The organism is Oleiagrimonas soli (assembly GCF_000761445.1).
GTDB lineage: Bacteria > Pseudomonadota > Gammaproteobacteria > Xanthomonadales > Rhodanobacteraceae > Oleiagrimonas > Oleiagrimonas soli.
This window is the reverse complement of the sequence record NZ_KN196470.1, coordinates 2765839-2786222: the sequence shown is the minus strand read 5'-3', so window position 1 is coordinate 2786222 and position 20384 is coordinate 2765839. Positions and strand designations below refer to the sequence as shown.

General features: G+C 65.5%; 17 protein-coding genes. 7 read left to right on the top strand and 10 right to left on the bottom strand.

Annotation, left to right across the window (positions count from 1 at the left end):
- The first annotated feature begins 299 nt into the window (after window positions 1-299).
- A complete protein-coding gene (lpxC, locus tag LF63_RS12435) occupies window positions 300-1211 on the top strand; it encodes a UDP-3-O-acyl-N-acetylglucosamine deacetylase (RefSeq protein WP_043102245.1) in 912 nt (303 codons plus the stop codon).
- A gap of 246 nt (window positions 1212-1457) precedes the next feature.
- Here lpxC and LF63_RS12430 read toward each other — a convergent pair whose 3' ends face one another.
- Window positions 1458-1880 (bottom strand): DciA family protein, encoded by a 423-nt coding sequence (locus LF63_RS12430; RefSeq protein WP_152569325.1) that lies wholly within the window; start codon window positions 1878-1880, stop codon window positions 1458-1460.
- Window positions 1881-1966: 86 nt separating this feature from the next.
- Here LF63_RS12430 and LF63_RS12425 point away from each other — a divergent pair, with 86 nt between their 5' ends.
- Window positions 1967-2899 carry a M23 family metallopeptidase gene (locus LF63_RS12425; RefSeq protein ID WP_043102243.1) on the top strand — a complete coding sequence of 311 codons (933 nt, stop codon included), beginning with the start codon at window positions 1967-1969 and terminating at the stop codon, window positions 2897-2899.
- A 177-nt stretch (window positions 2900-3076) separates the two neighbouring features.
- Window positions 3077-5794: a preprotein translocase subunit SecA gene (gene secA / locus LF63_RS12420; protein ID WP_043102240.1), complete on the top strand. Its 2718-nt coding sequence runs from the start codon at window positions 3077-3079 to the stop codon at window positions 5792-5794.
- A gap of 87 nt (window positions 5795-5881) precedes the next feature.
- Here secA and LF63_RS12415 read toward each other — a convergent pair whose 3' ends face one another.
- From LF63_RS12415 to LF63_RS12375, 9 genes are all read right to left on the bottom strand, one after another.
- Entirely contained in the window at window positions 5882-6805 is a 924-nt protein-coding gene (locus tag LF63_RS12415; RefSeq protein ID WP_052395061.1) for a symmetrical bis(5'-nucleosyl)-tetraphosphatase, read from the bottom strand.
- Window positions 6806-6833: 28 nt separating this feature from the next.
- Entirely contained in the window at window positions 6834-7217 is a 384-nt protein-coding gene (gene apaG, locus LF63_RS12410) for a Co2+/Mg2+ efflux protein ApaG (RefSeq protein WP_043103848.1), read from the bottom strand.
- Between the two features lie 50 nt (window positions 7218-7267).
- Entirely contained in the window at window positions 7268-8047 is a 780-nt protein-coding gene (gene rsmA / locus LF63_RS12405; protein ID WP_043102239.1) for a 16S rRNA (adenine(1518)-N(6)/adenine(1519)-N(6))-dimethyltransferase RsmA, read from the bottom strand.
- Complete coding sequence (gene pdxA, locus LF63_RS12400) at window positions 8044-9069, bottom strand: 4-hydroxythreonine-4-phosphate dehydrogenase PdxA (protein WP_043102237.1); 1026 nt, start codon at window positions 9067-9069, stop codon at window positions 8044-8046. The genes rsmA and pdxA overlap by 4 nt, the downstream gene beginning before the upstream one ends.
- On the bottom strand, window positions 9069-10418 hold the full coding sequence (locus LF63_RS12395; RefSeq protein WP_043102234.1) for a peptidylprolyl isomerase: 1350 nt from the start codon (window positions 10416-10418) through the stop codon (window positions 9069-9071). The genes pdxA and LF63_RS12395 overlap by 1 nt, the downstream gene beginning before the upstream one ends.
- A 134-nt stretch (window positions 10419-10552) precedes the next feature.
- Complete coding sequence (lptD, locus tag LF63_RS12390) at window positions 10553-12973, bottom strand: LPS assembly protein LptD (protein ID WP_043102232.1); 2421 nt, start codon at window positions 12971-12973, stop codon at window positions 10553-10555.
- Window positions 12974-13142: 169 nt separating this feature from the next.
- Window positions 13143-14060, bottom strand: a complete 918-nt coding sequence (locus LF63_RS12385) for a histone deacetylase family protein (RefSeq protein WP_200877579.1) — start codon at window positions 14058-14060, stop codon at window positions 13143-13145.
- Window positions 14061-14067: 7 nt separating this feature from the next.
- Entirely contained in the window at window positions 14068-14634 is a 567-nt protein-coding gene (locus tag LF63_RS12380; RefSeq protein ID WP_043102229.1) for a cob(I)yrinic acid a,c-diamide adenosyltransferase, read from the bottom strand.
- Window positions 14635-14644: 10 nt separating this feature from the next.
- Window positions 14645-15217 carry a DUF6580 family putative transport protein gene (locus tag LF63_RS12375; RefSeq protein WP_043103846.1) on the bottom strand — a complete coding sequence of 191 codons (573 nt, stop codon included), beginning with the start codon at window positions 15215-15217 and terminating at the stop codon, window positions 14645-14647.
- A 97-nt stretch (window positions 15218-15314) separates the two neighbouring features.
- Here LF63_RS12375 and ubiH point away from each other — a divergent pair, with 97 nt between their 5' ends.
- The 4 genes from ubiH to LF63_RS12355 are packed head-to-tail and all read left to right on the top strand — an operon-like array spanning window position 15315 to window position 20305.
- Window positions 15315-16523 (top strand): 2-octaprenyl-6-methoxyphenyl hydroxylase, encoded by a 1209-nt coding sequence (ubiH, locus tag LF63_RS12370; protein ID WP_043102227.1) that lies wholly within the window; start codon window positions 15315-15317, stop codon window positions 16521-16523.
- The gene (locus LF63_RS12365) at window positions 16520-17746 is read left to right on the top strand and encodes a UbiH/UbiF/VisC/COQ6 family ubiquinone biosynthesis hydroxylase (RefSeq protein ID WP_043102223.1); all 1227 of its coding nucleotides are present in this window, start codon (window positions 16520-16522) and stop codon (window positions 17744-17746) included. Before ubiH ends, LF63_RS12365 begins: the two co-directional genes overlap by 4 nt.
- A gap of 43 nt (window positions 17747-17789) precedes the next feature.
- Entirely contained in the window at window positions 17790-18563 is a 774-nt protein-coding gene (locus LF63_RS12360; protein ID WP_043103844.1) for a dienelactone hydrolase family protein, read from the top strand.
- Window positions 18564-18619: 56 nt separating this feature from the next.
- Window positions 18620-20305 (top strand): tetratricopeptide repeat-containing sulfotransferase family protein, encoded by a 1686-nt coding sequence (locus LF63_RS12355; protein WP_235205322.1) that lies wholly within the window; start codon window positions 18620-18622, stop codon window positions 20303-20305.
- The last annotated feature ends 79 nt before the right edge of the window (window positions 20306-20384 follow it).

The window sequence follows — 20384 nt, the reverse complement described above, 5'->3', positions numbered from 1 at the left end:
CCGGCGCGGGTCCTATGCTTCCGTGCGGGTTCGCTCTGCGCGTCAGCGCGCGGGCGAAACCGCACGGCGTTTTTCGCTGCGGTCGACGAAAGTCATCCGCATAGGAGGGTCGATTCGGCCAGTGCATCGCACCGATGGCCAGCTCGCATGGGAATTCGCACATACGCAGCCGTACTGAGTGCTGTACGAAAGTGATAGCTTGCTCACATTTGAACGCACCGGTACACTATCTCGGTAGTTAAAACTGTGTTAGCCTTTCTCCCACTTTGGGCTGCTGTCCCATAAAAAAGGTTGCAGGCATGATCAAGCAGCGCACTCTAAAAAACATCATTCGTGCCACCGGCGTCGGCCTGCATACGGGCGACAAGGTCTATATGACCCTGCGTCCGGCCCCCGTGAATACCGGCATCATCTTCCGTCGCACCGATCTGGCCGAACCGGTCGAGATCCCGTCGCGTTGCGAGAATGTCGGCGACACCCGCCTTTCCAGCACCCTGATGAAGGACGGCGTGCGCGTGGGCACCGTCGAGCATCTGATGTCGGCGATGGCCGGCCTCGGCATCGACAATGCCTATGTCGACCTGTCCGCACCGGAAGTGCCGATCATGGACGGCAGTGCCGGCCCCTTCGTGTTCCTGCTGCAGTCGGCAGGCATCGAAGAGCAGGAGGCGCCGAAGCGCTTCATCCGCATCAAGAAGCCAATCAAGGTCGAAGACGGCGACAAGTGGGCCCGCTTCGAGCCGTTCGACGGTTTCAAGGTCGGTTTCTCGATCGATTTCAACCATCCCATCTTCACGCAGCGCACCTCCAGCGCCGAGATCGATTTCTCCACGACCTCGTTCGTGAAGGAAGTCTCGCGTGCGCGTACCTTCGGTTTCATGCGCGACATCGAGATGCTGCGCGAGCGCAACCTGGGCCTCGGCGGCTCGATGGACAACGCCGTGGTGCTGGACGATTACCGTGTTCTGAACGAAGACGGCCTGCGCTACGAAGACGAATTCGTGAAGCACAAGATTCTCGACGCCATCGGCGACCTGTACATGCTGGGTCACAGCCTGATCGGCGCGTTCTACGGCCACAAGTCCGGCCATGAACTCAACAACAAGCTGCTGCGTGCGCTGGAAGCCAATGCCGACGCCTGGGAAGAGGTGATCTTCGACGATCCCGCCAAGGCGCCGATTTCCTACGTGCATCCCGCGCAAGCCGTGTAACAGCGGCGCACCCGCACCTAGGGGTGAATCCGACGCCCCCGGCTCTGCCGGGGGCGTTTTTGCATGTAGAGTGCGCAAACGACAGGGCATGGAAAGGCGATGTCTCGCTCAATTCTGAGACCTATGCCTTTCCAAATAAGCTGAACGTGCTATAACCCTGAGACGTCGGTCGCAGTCATGCGCGACGAATTCGAAAACAATGCGAGACGCAGCGGGGGAGGGCAGTTCAGCCGCTGCGGGGAGTCGTTACGACTCTGAAGGGGAAGACGATTGTTCGGCGACGGACGCCAAATTCAGGAACAGGGCCTTCAATTCGTGGTCCGACAGGGACTGCGCTGCCTTGCGGAGGTGTTCCGCAGCAGCGTGCGGGAGGGGTTTCGTCACGACCGGTTCTTCCGGTTCGGGTAGGAGCGGAGCCACTTTCACGACGACGGAACTGGCCTGAGCGCCCAGTTTGTGTGCCGCGGCGAGAAGTTCGCCCTGACAGGTGCGCAAGCGCGACGCCCAGGCCGGAGTCGGCGCCAGAAAGACGATGCGGCCATCGCGCAGGTCGGCAAGACGGACCTGTTCCCGGAGGGGAGATGGAAGTGTCTGGCGCAACCGCTCGTCCAGTGCGATCAGGGCTTGGGCACGCTCACGTAGCGCGGCCACGGGCTTGCAGTCGCCCACGACCTTGGCGGTCGTCGGGTGCCTGCCGTGAGTCGAGCGCTGGCGAGGGGGTTGCACGGAGTCGAACCTAACTAATCGTTGAAGTAATGCAGATCATACTCGTTCCCCGAAACAAGCAGGCCCCGAAGACCTACGACACCGGCCATGTCGGACTGCGTGCACGCGTATTGGCGATCGCCGTCGGCGCGGTGCTTGTCGTGGCGAGTATCGGTGCGGCCGCGGCCCTTGCCGTGGTGCGCCCCCGCGACAGCGCGGTGCGCGAGATTCAGGCCATGCGCCAGACCATCCAGCAACAGCAGCAGCAACTCGCGCAGGTGCATGCGGACGCACAACGCGACGTCAATGCGCTGGCGGTGAAGCTGGGCGAACTGCAGGCCCAATCGGTACGCCTGGACGCTCTCGGCGAGCGACTGGCCAAGGCCGGCAAGCTGAAGGACGGGGAATTCGACTTCGATCAGCCGCCTGCCATCGGCGGCGCCGAAGACAGCGGCGAGGCGACCTATGCCTTGCCGCAGACGCTCAATACCAGCATCGGCAGCCTTTCCAGCCGTTTCGATCGCCAGCAGGTGCAGCTGAAGGCGCTGGAGGATCTGCTGCTGGATCGTCGCGTGGCATCCAGTCTGCGCCCGACCGGCATGCCGATCTCCGATGGCTACATTTCGTCCTATTTCGGCTACCGCACCGATCCGTTCAACGGCCATCGCGAATTCCATTCCGGTCTCGACATGGCCACCCCGATCGGCACGCCGGTGCATGCGGTGGCCGAGGGCATCGTCACCTATGCCGGTACGCGCAGCGGCTACGGCAACGTGGTCGAGGTCGATCATGGCAACGGCTACATGACCCGCTATGCGCACAACAGCAAGTTGCTGGTGCATGTCGGCGAGCGCGTGCGCGTGGGCCAGAAGCTGTCGCTGACCGGCTCCACGGGTCGTTCCACCGGACCGCATCTGCACTTCGAGGTCTGGTACAAGGGGCGCGCGATCAATCCGCTGGCCTTCGTGCGCAGCCACCGCTGAACCCGTTCCAGAGAGATTTTCCGTGCCTTGGCGCGGGGTTGCCCCGTGCCGCTCGGCTGGGTGCTTGAAACCGGCCGGCTGTGCCACCATTGGCAGGGCAGGGAGCCAGCGAGCGTAGTATGATTGCGGATTCGACCGCGCGCGCTGCGGCCATTCGTTAATCAAATCGGACTTTCGATGTTCAATCGACTACTGACGAGCGTATTCGGCAGCCGCAACGAGCGTGTGCTGCGCCAGCTATCCAAGATCGTGGCGCGCATCAATGCGCTGGAGCCCGACTTCGAGCAGCTTTCCGACGACGCGCTGCGCGCCAAGACCGACGAATTCCGCACGCGTCTCGCCGACGGCGCGACGCTGGACCAACTGTTGCCGGAAGCTTTCGCCACGGTTCGCGAGGCGTCCAAGCGCGTGCTCGGCATGCGCCACTACGACGTGCAGCTGATCGGCGGCATGGTGCTGCACCAAGGCAAGATCGCCGAGATGCGCACCGGCGAAGGCAAGACCCTGGTGGCGACCCTGCCGGTGTACCTGAATGCCCTGGAAGGCAAGGGTGTGCACGTGGTCACCGTCAACGACTACCTGGCGCGCCGCGATGCCGCGCAGATGGGCAAGGTCTACGGGTTCCTCGGTCTGACCACCGGCGTGGTCTGGCCGGACATGAACCACGAGGACAAGCACGCCGCCTATGCCGCCGACATTACCTACGGCACCAACAACGAATTCGGCTTCGACTACCTGCGCGACAACATGGCGCTGTCGTCGGAGCAGCGCTACCAGCGCAGCCTGCACTACGCGATCGTCGACGAGGTCGACTCGATCCTGATCGACGAAGCGCGTACCCCGCTGATCATCTCCGGTCCGGCCGAGGATTCCCCGCAGCTGTACGTGGCGGTGAACAAGATCGTCCCGCACATGACTCGGCAGGAGAACGAGGAAGCCGAGGGCGACTACTGGGCCGACGAAAAGCAGAAGCAGGTGCACCTGTCCGAAGAGGGCATGGAACACGCCGAGCAGTTGCTGCGTCAGGCCGGCGTGATCGAGCAGGACAGCACGCTGTACGACTCGGCCAACCTGGCCGTGGTGCATCACCTGAATGCCGCCCTGCGCGCCCATGCGCTGTATCAGCGCGATACCGACTACATCGTGCGCGACGGCGAAGTCATCATCGTCGACGAGTTCACCGGCCGTACGCTGGCCGGTCGCCGCTGGTCGGAAGGCCTGCATCAGGCCGTCGAGGCGAAGGAAGGCGTGCCGATCCAGCGCGAGAACCAGACGCTGGCGACGGTCACCTTCCAGAACCTGTTCCGCATGTACAAAAAGCTGTCGGGCATGACCGGCACGGCGGACACCGAGGCTTACGAGTTCCAGTCGATCTACGGTCTGGAAGTGGTGGTGATTCCCACCAACGAGCCGATGATCCGCAAAGACCATTCGGACATCGTCTTCCTCAGCCAGGAATACAAGTTCAAGGCCATCGTCGAGGACATCCGCGACTGCCAGCAGCGCAAGCAGCCGGTACTGGTCGGCACCACCTCGATCGAGGTATCGGAACTGCTGGCCAACGAGTTGCGCAAACAGGGCATCAAGCACGAAGTGCTGAACGCCAAGCAGCACGAGCGCGAGGCGCACATCGTGGCGCAGGCCGGCGCGCCGGGTTCGGTGACGATCGCCACCAACATGGCCGGCCGCGGTACCGATATCGTTCTCGGCGGCAGCCTGGAAGCCGATATGTCCGCGTTGCCCGAGGACGCTACCGATGTCGACCGCGCGCGCGTGAAGAGCGAGTGGCAGAAGCGTCACGACGCCGTGCTGGCGTCCGGCGGTCTGCACATCATCGGCACCGAGCGCCATGAGTCCCGCCGTATCGACAACCAGCTGCGCGGCCGTTCCGGCCGTCAGGGCGATCCGGGTTCGTCGCGCTTCTACCTTTCGCTGCAGGACAACCTGGTCCGCATCTTCGCTGGCGAGCGCGTCGGACGCTGGATGCGCGCCTTCGGCATGAAGGAAGAAGACGCGCTCGAAGACCGCATGATCAGCCGCCAGATCGAGAAGGCGCAGCGCAAGGTCGAGCAGCACAACTTCGACATCCGCAAGCACCTGCTCGAGTTCGACGATACTGCCAACGACCAGCGCAAGGTGATCTACAACCAGCGCCGCGAGCTGCTCGAATCTGATGACGTCTCCGACACCGTGCGCGACATCCGCGACGACGTGTTCACTTCGTTGGTGAGCGCCTATGTGCCGCCGGAAAGTATTGACGATCAGTGGGATATCGCCGGTCTCGACCGCACGCTGCAGAGCGAGTACGACCTGCATCTGGACCTGCAGCGCTGGATCGAGAGCCAGCACGAGATCGATGCCGAAATGATCCTCGAGCACGTGCGCGAGGCGGCCGAGAAGATGTTCGCCGACAAGGAAGCGCAGATCGGCGCCGAGACCATGCGCCAGCTCGAGAAGCACATCATGCTCTCGGTGCTCGACAACGCGTGGAAGGAACATCTGGCGAGCATGGACTACCTGCGTCAGAGCATCCATCTGCGCAGCTATGCCCAGCAGCAGCCCAAGCAGGAGTTCAAGCGCGAGTCGTTCCTGCTGTTCTCGAAGATGCTCGACCGCATCAAGAGCGAAGTGACGCAGATGCTCGCGCGCGTGCGCATCCGCAGCGAGGAGGAAGTCGCTGCGCTGGAAGCCGAGCAGCGTCGTCAGGCGCAGGCCAAGCAGCTGCAGTACCAGCATGCCGAGGCGCGCGCCATCGGCGACGAGGAAGACGGTGGCGAGGGCGCGCCGCATCCGGAGACTCCGGTGGTGCGGGACGGGCCCAAGGTCGGCCGCAACGATCCATGCCCGTGCGGCTCGGGGCGCAAGTACAAGCATTGCCACGGTCGTTTGGATTGACCGTCGTGTGCCTTGGCCGCTTGCCTCGGCACGCATGAAAAAACCCCGCTTCGGCGGGGTTTTTTCATGGCCAGTTGGGCACGATCTTCAGCTTTCGTCGTCCTCGGAGGCGTCCTCGGACTTCTTGCCGCGCTTGCGGTTCTTGCTCTTGCCGTTCTTTTCGACGCGAGGCGGCGCCGGGCGCACACGTTCGGGTTCCGCGTCCACGCTGATGACCTGCGGTTCTTCCCGATCCAGACGCAGCGCGGTGAGCTTGCCGCCCCATACGCAACCGGTATCGATGGCGTGCACGCCGAGTCCGGCGAACAGGCCGAGCGCGGACCAGTGGCCGCAGACGATACGGGTCTCGCGACGGCGCATGCCGGGAACCTCGAACCACGGATAGAGGCCGGCCTTCTGCGTGCCGGGAATGTCCTTGGCGTTGAAGTCGATGCGTCCGCGCACGTCGCAGTAGCGCATGCGCGTGAACACGTTGATGGCGGCGCGCAGGCGTTCCTCCAGCGGCAGCTTCGGCGACCACGAAGCCGGCGTGTTGCCGAACATCTTCGACAGCAGACGCGCGTGCCGGTCGCCGGAGAGCTCGCGCTCGACCTCGTGTGCCGCACGCTTGGCCTGGCGCAGACTCCAGCGTGGCGCCAGGCCGGCATGGACCATGGTCCAGCCCAGCTCCTTGTCGCAATGCAGCAGAGGCTGCTTGCGCAGCCAATCGAGCAGCACCGGAGCGTCGTCGGCGAACAGCACCTCGCGCAGCTCCGGATTGACGCGGCGCTGCGCATCGCGCTTGCGCTGCGCGATGGCGAGCAGGCTCAGATCGTGATTGCCGAGGGTAATGACGACATGCTCGCGCAGCTCGTGCAGCAGGCGCAGGACTTCCAGCGACTGCCCGCCGCGGTTGACCAGATCGCCGCAGAACCACAGGCGGTCCGCGGCCGGGTCGAAGGCCAGTTTGTCGAGTAGGCGTTGCAGTTCCGGATAGCATCCCTGCACGTCGCCGATTGCATAGACGGCCATCAGGCGTCTCGCTCCATGGTCGGGATGCTCAATGCAGGGTGCGCGGGATCGACAGGGTGAACTGCGGAATGTCGGCCTCGAAATGGGTGCCGTCGTCGGCTACCAGCTGGTAGCTGCCGCGCATGGTGCCGACATCGGTCTTCAGCACCGCGCCGGAGGTGTACTCGAAGTCGTCGCCTGGACGCATCCACGGCTGCTCGCCGACCACGCCCTCGCCCTGCACTTCCTCGGTACTGCCGTTGGCGTCGGTGATCAACCAGTGGCGTTTGAGCAGTTGCACCGGAATCTGGCCAGTGTTGTGCAGCGTGACGGTGTAGATGAATACGTAGTGATCGTCCTCGGGGCGCGACTTGTCCGCATCGAAGCGGGTCTGGATCTCGACAGCGAGGGCGTACGGATTGATTTGGTTCATGGTGCGATTGTCCGGCACCGGCCGTGCACGGGGCAAGCCCGGCGCCGGAATCAGCGGCCTAGCGCACGCGCCAGATCGACGAATGCGGACGGCGGCAGCGTCTCGGCGCGCGCTTTGGGATCGATGCCGCAGGCGGCGATGGTGTCGGCGTCGAGCAGGCCCTTGAGGCCGTTGGCGAGCGTCTTTCGGCGTTGCGCGAAGGCGGCGCGGACCACAGCTTGCAAGTGTTTAGGGTCCACGTCCGGACGTTGCTCCGGCGGCCGCGGCCGCAGGCGCACGACGGCCGAATCGACCTTCGGTGGCGGCTGGAACGCACCGGGCGGTACCACGAACAGCGATACCACCTCGCACACCAGTTGCAGCATCACGCTGAGGCGTCCGTAGATCTTGCTGCCCGGCGCGGCGGCCATGCGGTCGACGACTTCCTTCTGCAGCATGAAGTGCATGTCGACGATGGCGTCGATGTGTTCGAGGCAGTGGAACAGAATCGGGCTGGAAATGTAGTACGGCAGGTTGCCGACCACGCGCAGCGGCTGGCCGGCGGTCGTGGCGAGGGACGTGAAGTCCACCGTCAGCACGTCGGCCTGGACGATCTCCAGCGTCCCCAGGTCGGCGGCACGCTCGCGCAATCGGGGAATCAGGTCGGTATCGAGTTCGATGGCCGTCAGCGTGCCGGCGGCCTTGAGCAGGGGGAACGTCATCGCTCCTTCGCCGGGGCCGATCTCCACGAGGCGGTCGCTCGGGCGGGCGGCGATGGACGCGACGATGCGGTCCAGGTAGGTGCGGTCGTGCAGGAAGTGCTGCCCGAAATGCTTCTTGGCGCGGCTCATGCCTTCGATGTCCGCTCGTGGGCGATGAGGCGCAGCGCCATGCGCGCCGCAGCGATCAGGCTGGATGGATCCGCGCGGCCGCTGCCGGCCAGCTCCAGCGCGGTGCCGTGATCGACCGATGTGCGCACGAAGGGCAGACCCAGGGTCAGGTTGACGGTGCGATCGAAGGCTTCGCTCTTGAGTACCGGCAGCGCCTGATCGTGGTACATCGCCAGCACGGCGTCCATGCGCGTACGCATGGCGGGGATGAAAGCGGTGTCCGCGGGCAGGGGGCCGATCAGTTGCATGCCTTCGGCGCGCAGTGGTTGCAGGGCGGGTTCGATGACCTCGATTTCCTCGCGTCCCATGTGTCCGCTTTCGCCGGCGTGGGGATTGAGACCGAGCACGCCGATGCGCGGCGCATCGATGCCGAACTGCCGCTGCAGCGCGGTGTGGACGATGCGCAGCTTGGCGCACAGCATGTCGATGCCGATGGCATCCGGCACGGCGCGCAGGGGCAGGTGGGTAGTGGCCAGCGCCACGCGCAGCGGCGGTCGTGTCGCGTCGCCTTCGCTGGCCAGCATCATCACGACCGAGGCTTGGGCGCGTTGCGCGAAGAATTCCGTGTGACCGCTGAACGGTTCGCCGGCTTCGTTGATGACCGACTTCTGCACCGGTGCCGTGACCACCGCATCGAAGCGTCCGTCCAGGCAGCCGTCCGCGGCGTCGGCGAGGGTGTTGAGGACCTGGAAGGCGTTGCGCGGGTCGAGAATTCCGGGGCGCTCCTGCGCACGCAGCGGGTGGTGCGCGACGCGAATCTGTCCCGGCGCGCGGGTCGCAATCCGGGTGCCGTCATCCTCGCGGATGTCCAGCGTGACGTCGCAGCGCGCGGCGGCGCGACGAAGCTGGTCGACATCGCCGATCGCGATCAGATCGGCGAGCAGGGGCTGCATGGCCAGTCGTGCGACCAGTTCGGGTCCGATGCCGGCCGGCTCGCCGGCGGTGACGGCGAGCCGCGGCAGAAGGGCCGCGGCGGATGACATCAGGTGCTGCCGTTGTCGCTGTCGCTCTTCGGTTCGCGCAGCGACGGAACGCGGATATTCACGTACCCGGTCGAGCGCAGCTGGCGCAGGAAGTTCTCGTAGGCGTCCTGCGCCTTGCGGTTGCCGATGGCCTGACGGGCCTGATCGCGACGCTCTTCCTCGGTGCGATCCTTCTGCCGCACGCCGAGGCGCTGAATGATGTCCCACACGCCCTTCTGCACCTCGAACGGCTTGGAGACCTGGCCGTCCTTCATCGCGTCCAGCTGCTGCTGGATGGCCGTGCCCCAGGCGTCGGACGGGAACCAGTCCATGTTGCCGCCGGCGTTGGCGGTGGTGTCGTCATCCGAGTTCTCCTTGGCCAGCTTGGCGAAGTCCTCGTGCTTGTCGACGATGCGGTGGTAGAGATCGTTGATCTTCTTGCGGGCTTGGGCCTCGCTGACCAGCTCGGACGGCTTGATGATGATCTGGCGGGCGTGATACTCGGTGACCACCTTGGCCTGCGGGGCGCGACGGCCGATCAGCTTGAGAATCTGGAAGCCGTTCGGGCCGCGCAGCGGCGGGGTGATCTGGCCGGGCTTCATCTTCGAGACGATGTCGACGAAGCCGGGCGGAATTTCGTCCAGCCCGCGCCAGCCGAGATCACCGCCCTTCAGCGCGTCGTCGGCGTCGGAATAGCGGATCGCGGCCGCATTGAAGTCCATGCCGCCCTGGATCGCCTTGATGGCGGCCTCGGCCTTGTTCTCGGCGGCCTGCAGGTCGCTGGCCGAACCGCCCGAGGGCATGCTGACGCGGATGTGCGCGAGGTGCACCTCGCCGCCGGAGTACACCGGGTTCTTCAGCATGTTGTCGACTTCGGCGTCGGTGATCGACACGTTGTTGCGGACGACCGAGTCGCGCAGATGCTGGACCATGATCTGTTCGGCCAGCTGCTGCTGGAACTGGGCGAAGCTGCCGCCCTGCTGGGCGATGGCCGCACGCAGCTGGTCGACGGTCATCTTGTTCTGCTGGGCCACATTCTGGGTGGCCTGGCTGACTTCGTCGTTGGATACGCGAACGCCCTGCTCGCTGGCCTTCTGCACCTGCAGCTTCATCAGGATCAGGCGCTGCAGTACCTGGCGCTCGAGGATCTGGTGCGGCGGCAGCTGGTCGGTGTGGCCGGCGTACTGCTGCATCACCGTTTGCACGGCCTGATCCAGGTCGCTTTGCAGGATGACGCCATCGTTCACCACGGCGACGATGCGGTCGATCATCTGCGGCTGTGAGCTCTGTGCCTGCGGCAGAAGCTGCGCATGCAGCGGTGCCGCGATCAGCGCCAGAAGGAACAGGAAGGACGTGACAATCTGCTTCATCTCAATCGTGCCCTGAGGGGTCCGTGGGGCACCGTGCCGGTGCCGGTTTGCACCGGGCGGTCGAAGAGCGGGCCCGGTCCGGATGGTAGGTGGCTGCGGCTTGCGAGGGACTCGCACCCCTGGAGCGCGGCCGCTTATTGATAGCCAAGAATAGCACGCTGCAGGAAGCTCTCGGTCTGCGGGGTGGTGCTGCCCAGGCCCTTGAATTCGATCTCCAGCATGACCGCGTTGTTGGTATTGCCGTAGTTGTCGCGTACGTAATGGTGGCCGACCAGCCGGATCGCGACGCAGCAGCTGTCGTACTCGACGCCGGCCACGGCATCGAGCGTCTTGGGGTGGCCACGATTCCAGTTCGGGTTGCCGACAAGCGAATCACGCAGCGAAACGTTCCAGCGACCCAGTACACGCCAGCGGGCCGATATGGGATAGACCGCGGAAGCGTCCAACTGTTCCAGGAAGCGGTTGCGATAGCGGTAGCTGAAGTTGAACACGCCGTCCGCGCCGATCCGGCGTTGCACGCCGAGGGTCGCGACCTGGTTGTGGCGCGTGTTGGGACTCCACTGGTAAGCGCTGTTCAGGCGCCAATCGTCGGACAGCTTCAGCGAGAACTGACTGACGTAGGCGGAGCCGCTGTAGTCGATTTCCGGTGCGTTCGGAGTCAGCTGCACGCGCTGCGGCTGCAGATAGCGGATCTGGCCGAAGCTGATCGATGCGCGCTCGTCGCCGTTGGCGTCGAGCAGGCGCGAAGTGATGGCGCCGGTCAGGTTGTTGGCGTCCATCTGGCGGTCGGCGCCGGAGAAGCGGTTGGTGCTGAACAGCTGCCAGTAATCGAAGGTCATCAGGCGCGTGTCGAACAGCGGCAGATCGTCCTGGTTGCGGTACGGCACATACAGGTAGTACAGCCTCGGCTCCAGGGTCTGCGTGTATTCCTCGCCGAACAGACTGGTTTGCCGCTCGAAGTACAGGCCGCTGTCGACGCTATAGATGGGCATTGAGCGCGAGGGGGTGCGGTTCGGATAGGTGTAGCTGCCGGCGTACTGGTTGAAGTCGCCGATCAGGTCGTAGCGCGTGTAGCGGTAAGCCACCCGCGGCTTCACGTACCAGGCCGAGCCGCCCAGCGACCAGGAGACGTAAGGCTGCAGATCCAGACGATTGCCTTGTACGGACTCGTCGCGACGGAACGCCACGGCCTCCGTGTTCAGGCCGAAGTCGATGTAGCGCGACAGCGGGATGTCCATGTTGAAGACGCCGCGCGGCCAGCGACGGTATTGCAACCTGTTGTCGGGCAGCGCCGGATCGACGCTCTCGTAGCGATCGACACCGATGGCGGCATTCCACCAGTTGCCGTGTCCGCTGATATAGGCATTGGACGGCAGCACGGTTGTCGCGCTGCGCACGATGTCGTTGCTGAAATCCTTGAAGTAATAAGGGTCGGACACGTGCCTGTAGCGCACGGAGAAGTTCCACTGCCGTCCGATGGGCGTGACGTTGCTGAAGTCGATGAAGTAGCGGTTCGCGCCGTCCTTCAGGTCGGGGCGCGTATTGCCGCTGTGGTCGCTGCCTGCCTTGCTGTCGTTGGGCAGGTAGTCGACGTTCAGTACGCCGCGGCCGAGATCGGTCAGGTAACGGAACTGGGTGCCCAGCATCAACCCGCGTTCGCTGTAGAGATTCGGCGTCAGCGTGGCGTCGTAGTTCGGCGCCAGATTCAGGTAGTACGGCTGGCTGTATGTGAAGCCAGCGTTGGAGCTGTTGCCGAACGTCGGGTACAGGAAACCGCTCTTGCGCCGGTTGTCGATCGGGAAACTCATGTACGGCAGGTACAGGATCGGCACGTGGTGATAGCGCAACGTGGCGTGATGGGCGACGCCGACGCCGGTCTGCTTGTTCAGGTCGATCTGCTTGGCGCGGAATTCCCACACCCGGTCGCCCGGATCGCAGGTCGAGTAGGTCGCCTGCTGCAGCTTGCTGTGCTGCGGGTCGAACAATTGCGCGGTGCCGGCGATGCCGTTGCCATGCGATTCGAGCAGCTGGTACTGCACCGTGTTCGCGGTGCTGCGGTCCGGCATGGTGGTGCCTTGGATGTGCTGCGCCGACAGCAGCATGGTGCTGTCCTGGTAGCGCACATCGCCGTGGGCGTCGTAGGCCGTGGTGACGTCGTTGTAGTCCACATGGTCGGCGCGCAGCAGCTGGTCGTAGCGCTGCAGCCGCACCTGTCCGTCGAGACGGTAGACCGAGCGGTTGGAACTGTCGACGTGCGCGGCGCGGACGTCGGTGTCGGCCAGGTCGCGTCCGTCCGTGTCTTGCGGCAGGCCGGGCTGGTAGAACGCCAACAGCGCATTGGGGCGGCACAGTGCATAGCTGACCGGGCGCGGGGGGCAAAACAGGGACCCCAGCGGACACGGTGCAGGCGGCGCTTTGGCGCCGCGCACGGCCGGAATCGGCGCGACGGTGGTCGTGGCGTCCTGGGCGGCATGCGCGGCGGTGCCGCTGACGGCCAAAGCCACGGCCAGGGCGAGCAGGCGTCTGCGGGGCGGGGCGGGCTGGCGGGTCGACAAGGCCCGGTCTCCTCAAGTCGTTATCGGTTCAGGCCACGTCCGGCCACGGCTGGGTGAGCACGCAGCGCCGGGCATGCGGCAGCACAACGCACGTACGCTAGCAGAAACGGGGGCGGACGGCAGCGCGCATCTGCGTCGAGGTCGGTCGCGATGGGCTGCGTTCGGCGCGTCAAGCCATCAGTTCGCGCACGTGTGCAGCGGAGGCGGCGGCCAGCGCAGCCAGGTCGTAGCCCCCTTCCAGGCTCGACACCAGACGGCCGTGGGCGTGGGCATCGGCCAGATGCATCAGGCGATCGGTCAGCCAGGCGTAGTCCTCGGTTTCCAGCTGCAGCTGCGCCAGCGGGTCGAGGCGATGGGCGTCGAAACCGGCCGAGATCAGCACCAGTTGCGGGCGGAAGTCGTGCAGGCGGGGCAGCAGCAGACCGTCCCAGATCTGTCGGAATTCCTGCGAGCGCGTGTCCGGCGGCAGCGGCGCATTCACGATGTTGCCGACGCCGGTCTCGATGGCATCGCCGGTGCCTGGATACAACGGCGCCTGATGGCTGGAGACATACAAGACTTTCGGCTCGCGCGCGAAGATGTCCTGCGTGCCGTTGCCGTGGTGCACGTCGAAGTCGACGATGGCGACGCGCTTGAGGCGATGCTCGGCGATCGCGTGCGCGGCGGCCACCGCCACGCTGTTGAACAGACAGAAGCCCATCGCGGTGTCCGCCGTGGCGTGGTGCCCGGGCGGGCGCACGGCGCAGAACGCGCGTTCGCAGGCGCCCGTCATCACGGCGTCGACGGCGGCCACGACCGCGCCGGCCGCACGCAGCGCGGCTTCGGCCGATCCCGGCGACATCACCGTGTCTTCGTCCAGACGCAGGCCGTTTTCGTCGGGGCGCGCCTCGAGAATGCGCGCCACATGCTCGAGCGTGTGCGTTCGCAGCAGCTGCAGACGGCTGGCGCGCGGCGCCTCGACCCGGTCCAGGGCGGCGAAGCTGTCGTGATCGAGCGCGTCCAGCACGGCGCGCAGGCGGGCGGGCGATTCGGGATGGCCCGGCCCCGGATCGTGCTGCAGGCATGCGGGATGGGTGTAGAGCCGGATCAAGGCGTCAGGACACCGGCTTCTTGCGCCGCTCGTGCTGCCACAGCACCTCGCCATGACCGCTGGCGCGCGCCAGCACGCGGGCGATCACGAACAGCAGGTCGGACAGGCGGTTGAGGTAATGGATCGCCTGCGGCCGCACGTCTTCGTCGCGCGCCAGCGTCACCACCATGCGCTCGGCGCGACGGCACACCGTGCGCGCCAGATGGCATTGCGCGGCCGCCATGCCGCCGCCGGGCAGGATGAATTCCTTCAGCGCGGGCAGGTCGGCGTTGAAGCCGTCGAGCTGGCGTTCCAGGCGCTCGATGTCGGCGTCGTGGATCATCGCCATGCCGGGAATGCACAGCTCGCCGCCCAGGTCGAACAGATCGTGCTGCACCTGCGTAAGCGTTTCGCGCACCGTATCGGGCACGCCGTCGCAGGCCAGCACCATGCCGACGGTGGCGTTCAGCTCGTCGGTGGTGCCGTACGCGGCCACGCGCGGCGCATCCTTGGCGATGCGCGAACCGTCGCCGAGGCCGGTGCTGCCGTCGTCGCCCGTGCGCGTGTAGATTTTCGACAGGCGCTTGCCCACGGCGCTGGACTCAGCGGGCCGGCTGCGGGATCGCGTTCAGCGCCTTGAAGCGCAGCGACAGCAGGGCGAAGCCGCCGAACAGCACGCCGCTCCACAGCAGCGTGCCCGGCAGCGAGCCGTACTGGTAGAACGGCAGGCCAGCGACATAGCACGCGGCCAGGCCGGACGCGGTCATGGCGTACATGCCCGAGGTCAGCCAGACGAAGAAGTTGGTGATCAGATAGAAACCGGTGGCGCCGCCCACGGCCGCGGCGATCACGCGTCCGGCGCTGCGCTTGCGGCGCAGCAGGCCCGAGCCGAGCAGCACGCCCAGCGCCATGCAGCCGTAGATCACCGGGATCAGCACATGCAGGCCGATCACCAGATCGGAGACGAACATCGCCAGTAGCGGCACCAGCAGGGCCAGACGACGGTCGCTGAACAGCGCGCCGCCGAAGATCGCGATGGCCATGACCGGCGAGAAATTGAGCGGCAGCGCCGCGGGCTGGAAATAGGCCAGCAGGCGAACGGCGACGGCGAAGACGATCATGCCGCTGAGCACCAGGCTGCGCGGCGTGATCAGGCGAGGCGAATTGGGCTGCATCGAGAACACCATGTTCGGGGCGACGAATATCCATGCAAGGATACTGCATCTGCCGGATTTCGACAGGATCGGGCGCGCAGCGAGTATCCTTGGCGGCATGACTGAACGCACCGATATCCTGGTGATCGGCGGCGGCCTGGTGGGCGCCAGTCTGGCCATTGCGCTGGATGCCGCCGGTTGCGACGCGACCCTGGTCGAGGCCGCCGCGCCGAAACGCGAGCCGCCGCCGCGCTACAGCGAGCGCAATCTGGCGCTGGCGCGGGCGACCGTGAATGGCCTGCGCAGTCTGGGCGTCTGGCCGCATGCCGAAGCCGCGGCCACGCCGATCCGCCGCATCCACGTCAGCCGCGTCGGCGAGTTCGGCAGCGCGCGCCTGGATGCCGCCGAAGCCGGCGTCGACGCGGTCGGCTGGACGCTGCCCGCGCGCGAACTCGGCCATGCCCTGCAGTTGCGTCTGGATGCCTGCACCGCCTTGCGCCGAAGGGCGCCGGCGACGGTGCGCGCGTTGCAGCCGGTCGAGGACGGCTGGCTGGCCCGCATCGACGATGCTGACGGCGAGCGCGAGCTGCATGCGCGTCTGCTGGTCGGCGCGGACGGCACCGCATCGATGGTGCGCGACGCGCTCGGCATCGAGGCCGATACCCACGATTACGCGCAGACCCTGTTCGTCTGCACGGTGACGCCCGAGCGTCCTCTGCGCGGCTGTGCCTACGAGCGTTTCAGCGATGACGGTCCCGTCGCCTTGCTGCCGTTGACCGACGACCGCGCCGGTCTAGTGATGACGGTGGCGGCCGACGAAGCCGAGCGCGTGTCGGCGCTGGACGACGAGGCCTATATTGCTCTGGCGCAGCAGCGCTTCGGCTGGCGCGCCGGTCGCCTGCGGCAGCCCGGCATGCGTTTCGCGCATCCGATCCGCCGCGCCGCCGCGCGCCGGGTGGTCGGGCCGCGCGCCGTGCTGGTCGGCAATGCCGCGCAGACCATCCACCCGATCGGCGCACAGGGTTTCAATCTGGGCCTGCGCGATGCGCTGACGCTGGCCGAATGCGTGATCGGCGCCGCCGATCCGGGCGATGCCGATCTGCTGCATGCCTACGCCGAGCGCCGTGCGCCGGATCGCGAAGGCGTGATGGCGATGAGCCATGGACTGATCCGACTGGCCTGCCTGCCGCAGCCGTGGCTGGGGCCGCTGCGCTCGCTGGGCCTGCTGTCCGGCGCGCTGGTTCCGCCGTTGCGCGACGCGCTGGTGCGGCACGGCATGGGTTTCCGCGGTCAGCCGCCGCGCGCCGTACTGGAGCAGGTGCCATGAGCGGTTCCTTGGAGCGCACGCGCCGTCGGCGGCGCGAGGGTCTGGATGTGGTCGTGGTCGGCGGCGGCATGGCCGGCGCGGCGGCGGCGCTGGCGCTGGCCGACGAAGGCTGCGAGGTGGCGCTGGTCGAAGCGCGCGAGCCTGAGCCGTGGCGAGCCGAGGACGAAGTCGATCTGCGCGTGGTCGCGCTGGCGGCCTCGTCCGCGCAGTTGCTGGACCGGCTCGGCGTGTGGGACGACATCCTCGCCGCTCGCGCCTGCGGTTATCGGCACATGCATGTATGGGACGCCGAGAACGGCGCCGTGCTGGATTTCGACGCCGCCGATCTGCAGCGTCGGGATCTGGGTTGGATTGTCGAGAATCGGTTGATCCAGCAGTGCCTGTGGCAGGCCCTGGATGCCGCAGATGTGCGCCGCCACTGCCCGGCGAGCGTGGAGCGTTACACCGCCGATGCGGACGGCGTGCGCGTACATCTGGACGACGAACGCGTGCTGGACGCGCGACTGCTGGTCGCGGCCGACGGCGCGCGATCGCCGCTACGTGCGCAGGCCGGCATCGCCACGCGCGGTCGCGATTACCAGCAACGCGGCGTGGTCGCGCACGTGCGCACCGAGCGCGAGCATGGGTACACCGCCTGGCAGCGGTTCCTGCCCGAAGGGCCGATCGCGCTACTGCCGCTGGCCGACGGTCGTTGTTCGATCGTGTGGACGCTGCCCGAGGCGCGCGCCCGCGAAGTGCTGGCGCTGGACGACAAGGCATTCCGCGACGCCGTCGGCGTGGCGACCGACTTTCGCCTTGGACCGATCCTCGAGACCACCGCGCGCGCCGGTTTCCCGCTGCGTCTGCAACTGGCCGAGCGTTATGCCGATGCGCGTCTGGTGCTGCTGGGCGATGCCGCGCATGCGGTGCACCCGCTGGCCGGACAGGGCGTGAACCTGGGGCTGCGCGATGTGGTGGAACTGCGCGATACGATCCGGGACGCGCGTGCGGCCGATCGCGATATCGGCAGCGCCGCGGTCTTGCGCAGGTATGCCCGTCGCCGTCGCAGTGCGGACACCTTCGATGCCCGCGCCTTCGACGGCGTCGAGCGCCTGTTCGGCGTGCAGTGGTCGCCGTTCGTGACGGCGCGAGGCGTGGGCATGCGGATGCTCAATCGCATGGGCTTCGCCAAGCGGCTGCTCGCCGGTCACGCCGCCGGCACGCTGGAGCCGAACCCGAAGTAGACTGGTCGCTCCACGATGCGGGAGAGCGATCATGAAGCGTTTCATGGTGTTGACGGGTCTGTGGGTGGTGCTGGCGCTGTGCGCGTTCGCCGCGCGGGCCGGCATGCAGGTGCGCACGGTGCAGTGGCAACTGGATGGCCGCACCTATCAGGGGGCGTTGATCTACGACGATGCCGTCGCAGGCAAGCGACCGGGCCTGCTGATGGTGCCGAACTGGTACGGCGTCAACGCCGACGCCATCGCCAAGGCGAAACGCATCGCTGGCCGCAAGTACGTGATCCTGCTCGGCGACCTGTACGGTCGCGGTCTGCGGCCCGCGAACGCGGCGCAGGCGCGCGCTGCGGTCGGCCCGCTCTATGGCGACCGCAAGGAGATGCGCAAGCGCGTGACCAAGGCGCTGGACGTGCTGCGCGCACAGGCGGCCTCGGCGCCCATCGACCTGCGCCATCTGGCCGCGATCGGTTTCTGCTTCGGCGGTTCGGCGGTGCTGGATCTGGCCCGCAGCGGCGCGGACATCGCCGCGGTGGTGTCGTTCCACGGCGGCTTGTCGACGGACGATCCCGCCCTGGCCAGGCAGATCAAGGCGCACGTGCTGGTCATGAACGGCGCCGACGACAAGGGCACGATGGGCGACGCCGACGCGTTCATGGACGAGATGCGTGCAAGCCCCGCCGACTGGCAGTTCGTGGTGCTGGGCCACGCCGTGCATTGCTTCACCGAGGTCGGCGAGGATTCGCCCGGTTGCCGCTACGACGCGCGCGCGGCGCGGCGCAGCTACCGTTTGATGGACATGTGGCTGAATGATGCATTCCGTTGAACGACTGTTTTATGGTCAGGATGCCAGTTCGTGCCGGCTGATGCCGTGAAGTGGCCATGCATGAACTGCAAAAGTGCGGATGCGTTCTGGCACATATCCATGACGCCAGACAAGCACTAGCCTGCAGCGTTCTGTCTTTTTATACGGTGTACTCGATGACGATGCCAACGACTCCTGCGGTTATGGACCGCTTGAACCGACGTGCGGACCAATACCTTGCTAGCGGGCAACTGGTAGCCGCGCAGACCACGTTGGAATCGCTTCTCCAGCGTGTGCCCGAGAGTCTTCCGACTCGGTTACGGTTGATCGATGTGCTTTGGGAGCGCGGTCGGTTTCGTGGCGCGGCAGCGGAGGCTTTGCGTGCAGCTTCGTTCTCGCCTGTTGCTCCAGAAATGCTGATACAGATTGCTCAAAGGTTGTCCCGTTGCGGTGAGACTGTCGCAGCGCGGCGTTGTCTGTCGCGGCTTGAGGAACAACACGATCTCGATTCGGCCGTGCTGGTGGAGGCGGCGAGATTGCGTCTGGCGCTCGGGGAAATTCCCGAAGCCCTCCAGTCGATCGAGAAGGCTGCAGCGGAGGGGCTTGATGATCCGGATGCGTGCTACCTGCATGCCAGCCTTGCGCAATTTTCCGGTGATATCGAGGGCGCGGGCCGGATACTGGAGCAGTGCCTCGATCGATGGCCCATGTTCAGCGGTGCGTCCATGGCACAGGCGCGTCTGCGCAAACAGGAGGCATCCACAAATCACGTAGAGTCCCTGCAGGCAAAGCTTGGCCGCATACCGGTCGACAGCGGAGTGGCTGGGGATCGTCTGGTTCGAGCTGAATTCGAATCCGCGCTATTTAATGAACTTGACGATCTGGGTCAGCATGCACAGGCCTGGGAGGCGCTGGCGTCCTCCAATGCCATTATGCACGAGCTCTTTCCCTATCACCGTGAAGGCGAAGAGGCCGTGACGGAGGCCATCATCGGGCGCGCGCTCAAGCCGGTCTCGAAAGGCGGGGCAGTGACTTCGGGGCCGGTTCCGATATTCATCATCGGTCTTCCTCGATCCGGAACGACCTTGTTGGACCGCATGCTTTCAAATCATTCTGGTGTGGTTTCCGCTGGTGAAATCAATGACTTCCTGTTGCAGATGTGCTGGTCTTGCGACATCGTCGAGCGAGACTTGGCCAGTCGCCTTGATTATCTAAAGAAAAGCGCTCATGTGGATTTTCGCGAACTCGGCGAGCGCTATTTGCAGCAAACCATATGGCGTGCAAGAGAGCATGCGTTTTTCATCGACAAGCTACCGACCAACTTCCAGTTGGTCGATCTGATCCATCGCGCGCTTCCTGATGCGCGGATTCTGCATATGGTTCGCGATCCGATGGATGTGTGTTTCTCCAATCTAAAGGCGATGTTCGGGGGCACCTCGACGTACAGCTACGCTTTCGGCGCCATGGCTCACTATCATCGGCAATACCGGCGGATCATGCGGCACTGGCACGAGACGTTGCCGGGCGTCGTCATGGATGTTGACTATGACGCGTTGGTGAAGCGGCCGGAGGTGGTCATGCCTCAAGTACTTGCATACTGTGGACTGGATATGCAGGTTGATTGCCTGAGCCCGGAACGCAATGTCGCACCTGTGTCCACGCCTAGCAGCGTTCAGGTGCGTCAACCGATCCACACTCGCAGTGTCGCGCAATGGCGACATTACGAGCAGCAGTTGCAACCGTTGTTGGACATGCTGCGATAAAACGGATGATTCGCTGTGAGGTGGCCGGTCGGGCGCGCAGAGTAGCGGATGAAGGGTGCCGTTCTAAAACACTGATGCT

Coding starts and splice junctions, on each gene's coding strand:
- secA (WP_043102240.1), top strand. CDS start 3,077: ATGTTCAATCGACTACTGACGAGCGTATTCGGCAGCCGCAACGAGCGT.
- LF63_RS12355 (WP_235205322.1), top strand. CDS start 18,620: ATGCATGAACTGCAAAAGTGCGGATGCGTTCTGGCACATATCCATGAC.
- ubiH (WP_043102227.1), top strand. CDS start 15,315: ATGACTGAACGCACCGATATCCTGGTGATCGGCGGCGGCCTGGTGGGC.
- apaG (WP_043103848.1), bottom strand. CDS start 7,217: ATGAACCAAATCAATCCGTACGCCCTCGCTGTCGAGATCCAGACCCGC.
- LF63_RS12375 (WP_043103846.1), bottom strand. CDS start 15,217: ATGCAGCCCAATTCGCCTCGCCTGATCACGCCGCGCAGCCTGGTGCTC.
- LF63_RS12365 (WP_043102223.1), top strand. CDS start 16,520: ATGAGCGGTTCCTTGGAGCGCACGCGCCGTCGGCGGCGCGAGGGTCTG.
- pdxA (WP_043102237.1), bottom strand. CDS start 9,069: ATGTCATCCGCCGCGGCCCTTCTGCCGCGGCTCGCCGTCACCGCCGGC.
- lpxC (WP_043102245.1), top strand. CDS start 300: ATGATCAAGCAGCGCACTCTAAAAAACATCATTCGTGCCACCGGCGTC.
- LF63_RS12415 (WP_052395061.1), bottom strand. CDS start 6,805: ATGGCCGTCTATGCAATCGGCGACGTGCAGGGATGCTATCCGGAACTG.
- LF63_RS12395 (WP_043102234.1), bottom strand. CDS start 10,418: ATGAAGCAGATTGTCACGTCCTTCCTGTTCCTTCTGGCGCTGATCGCG.
- LF63_RS12360 (WP_043103844.1), top strand. CDS start 17,790: ATGGTGTTGACGGGTCTGTGGGTGGTGCTGGCGCTGTGCGCGTTCGCC.
- LF63_RS12425 (WP_043102243.1), top strand. CDS start 1,967: ATGCAGATCATACTCGTTCCCCGAAACAAGCAGGCCCCGAAGACCTAC.
- rsmA (WP_043102239.1), bottom strand. CDS start 8,047: ATGAGCCGCGCCAAGAAGCATTTCGGGCAGCACTTCCTGCACGACCGC.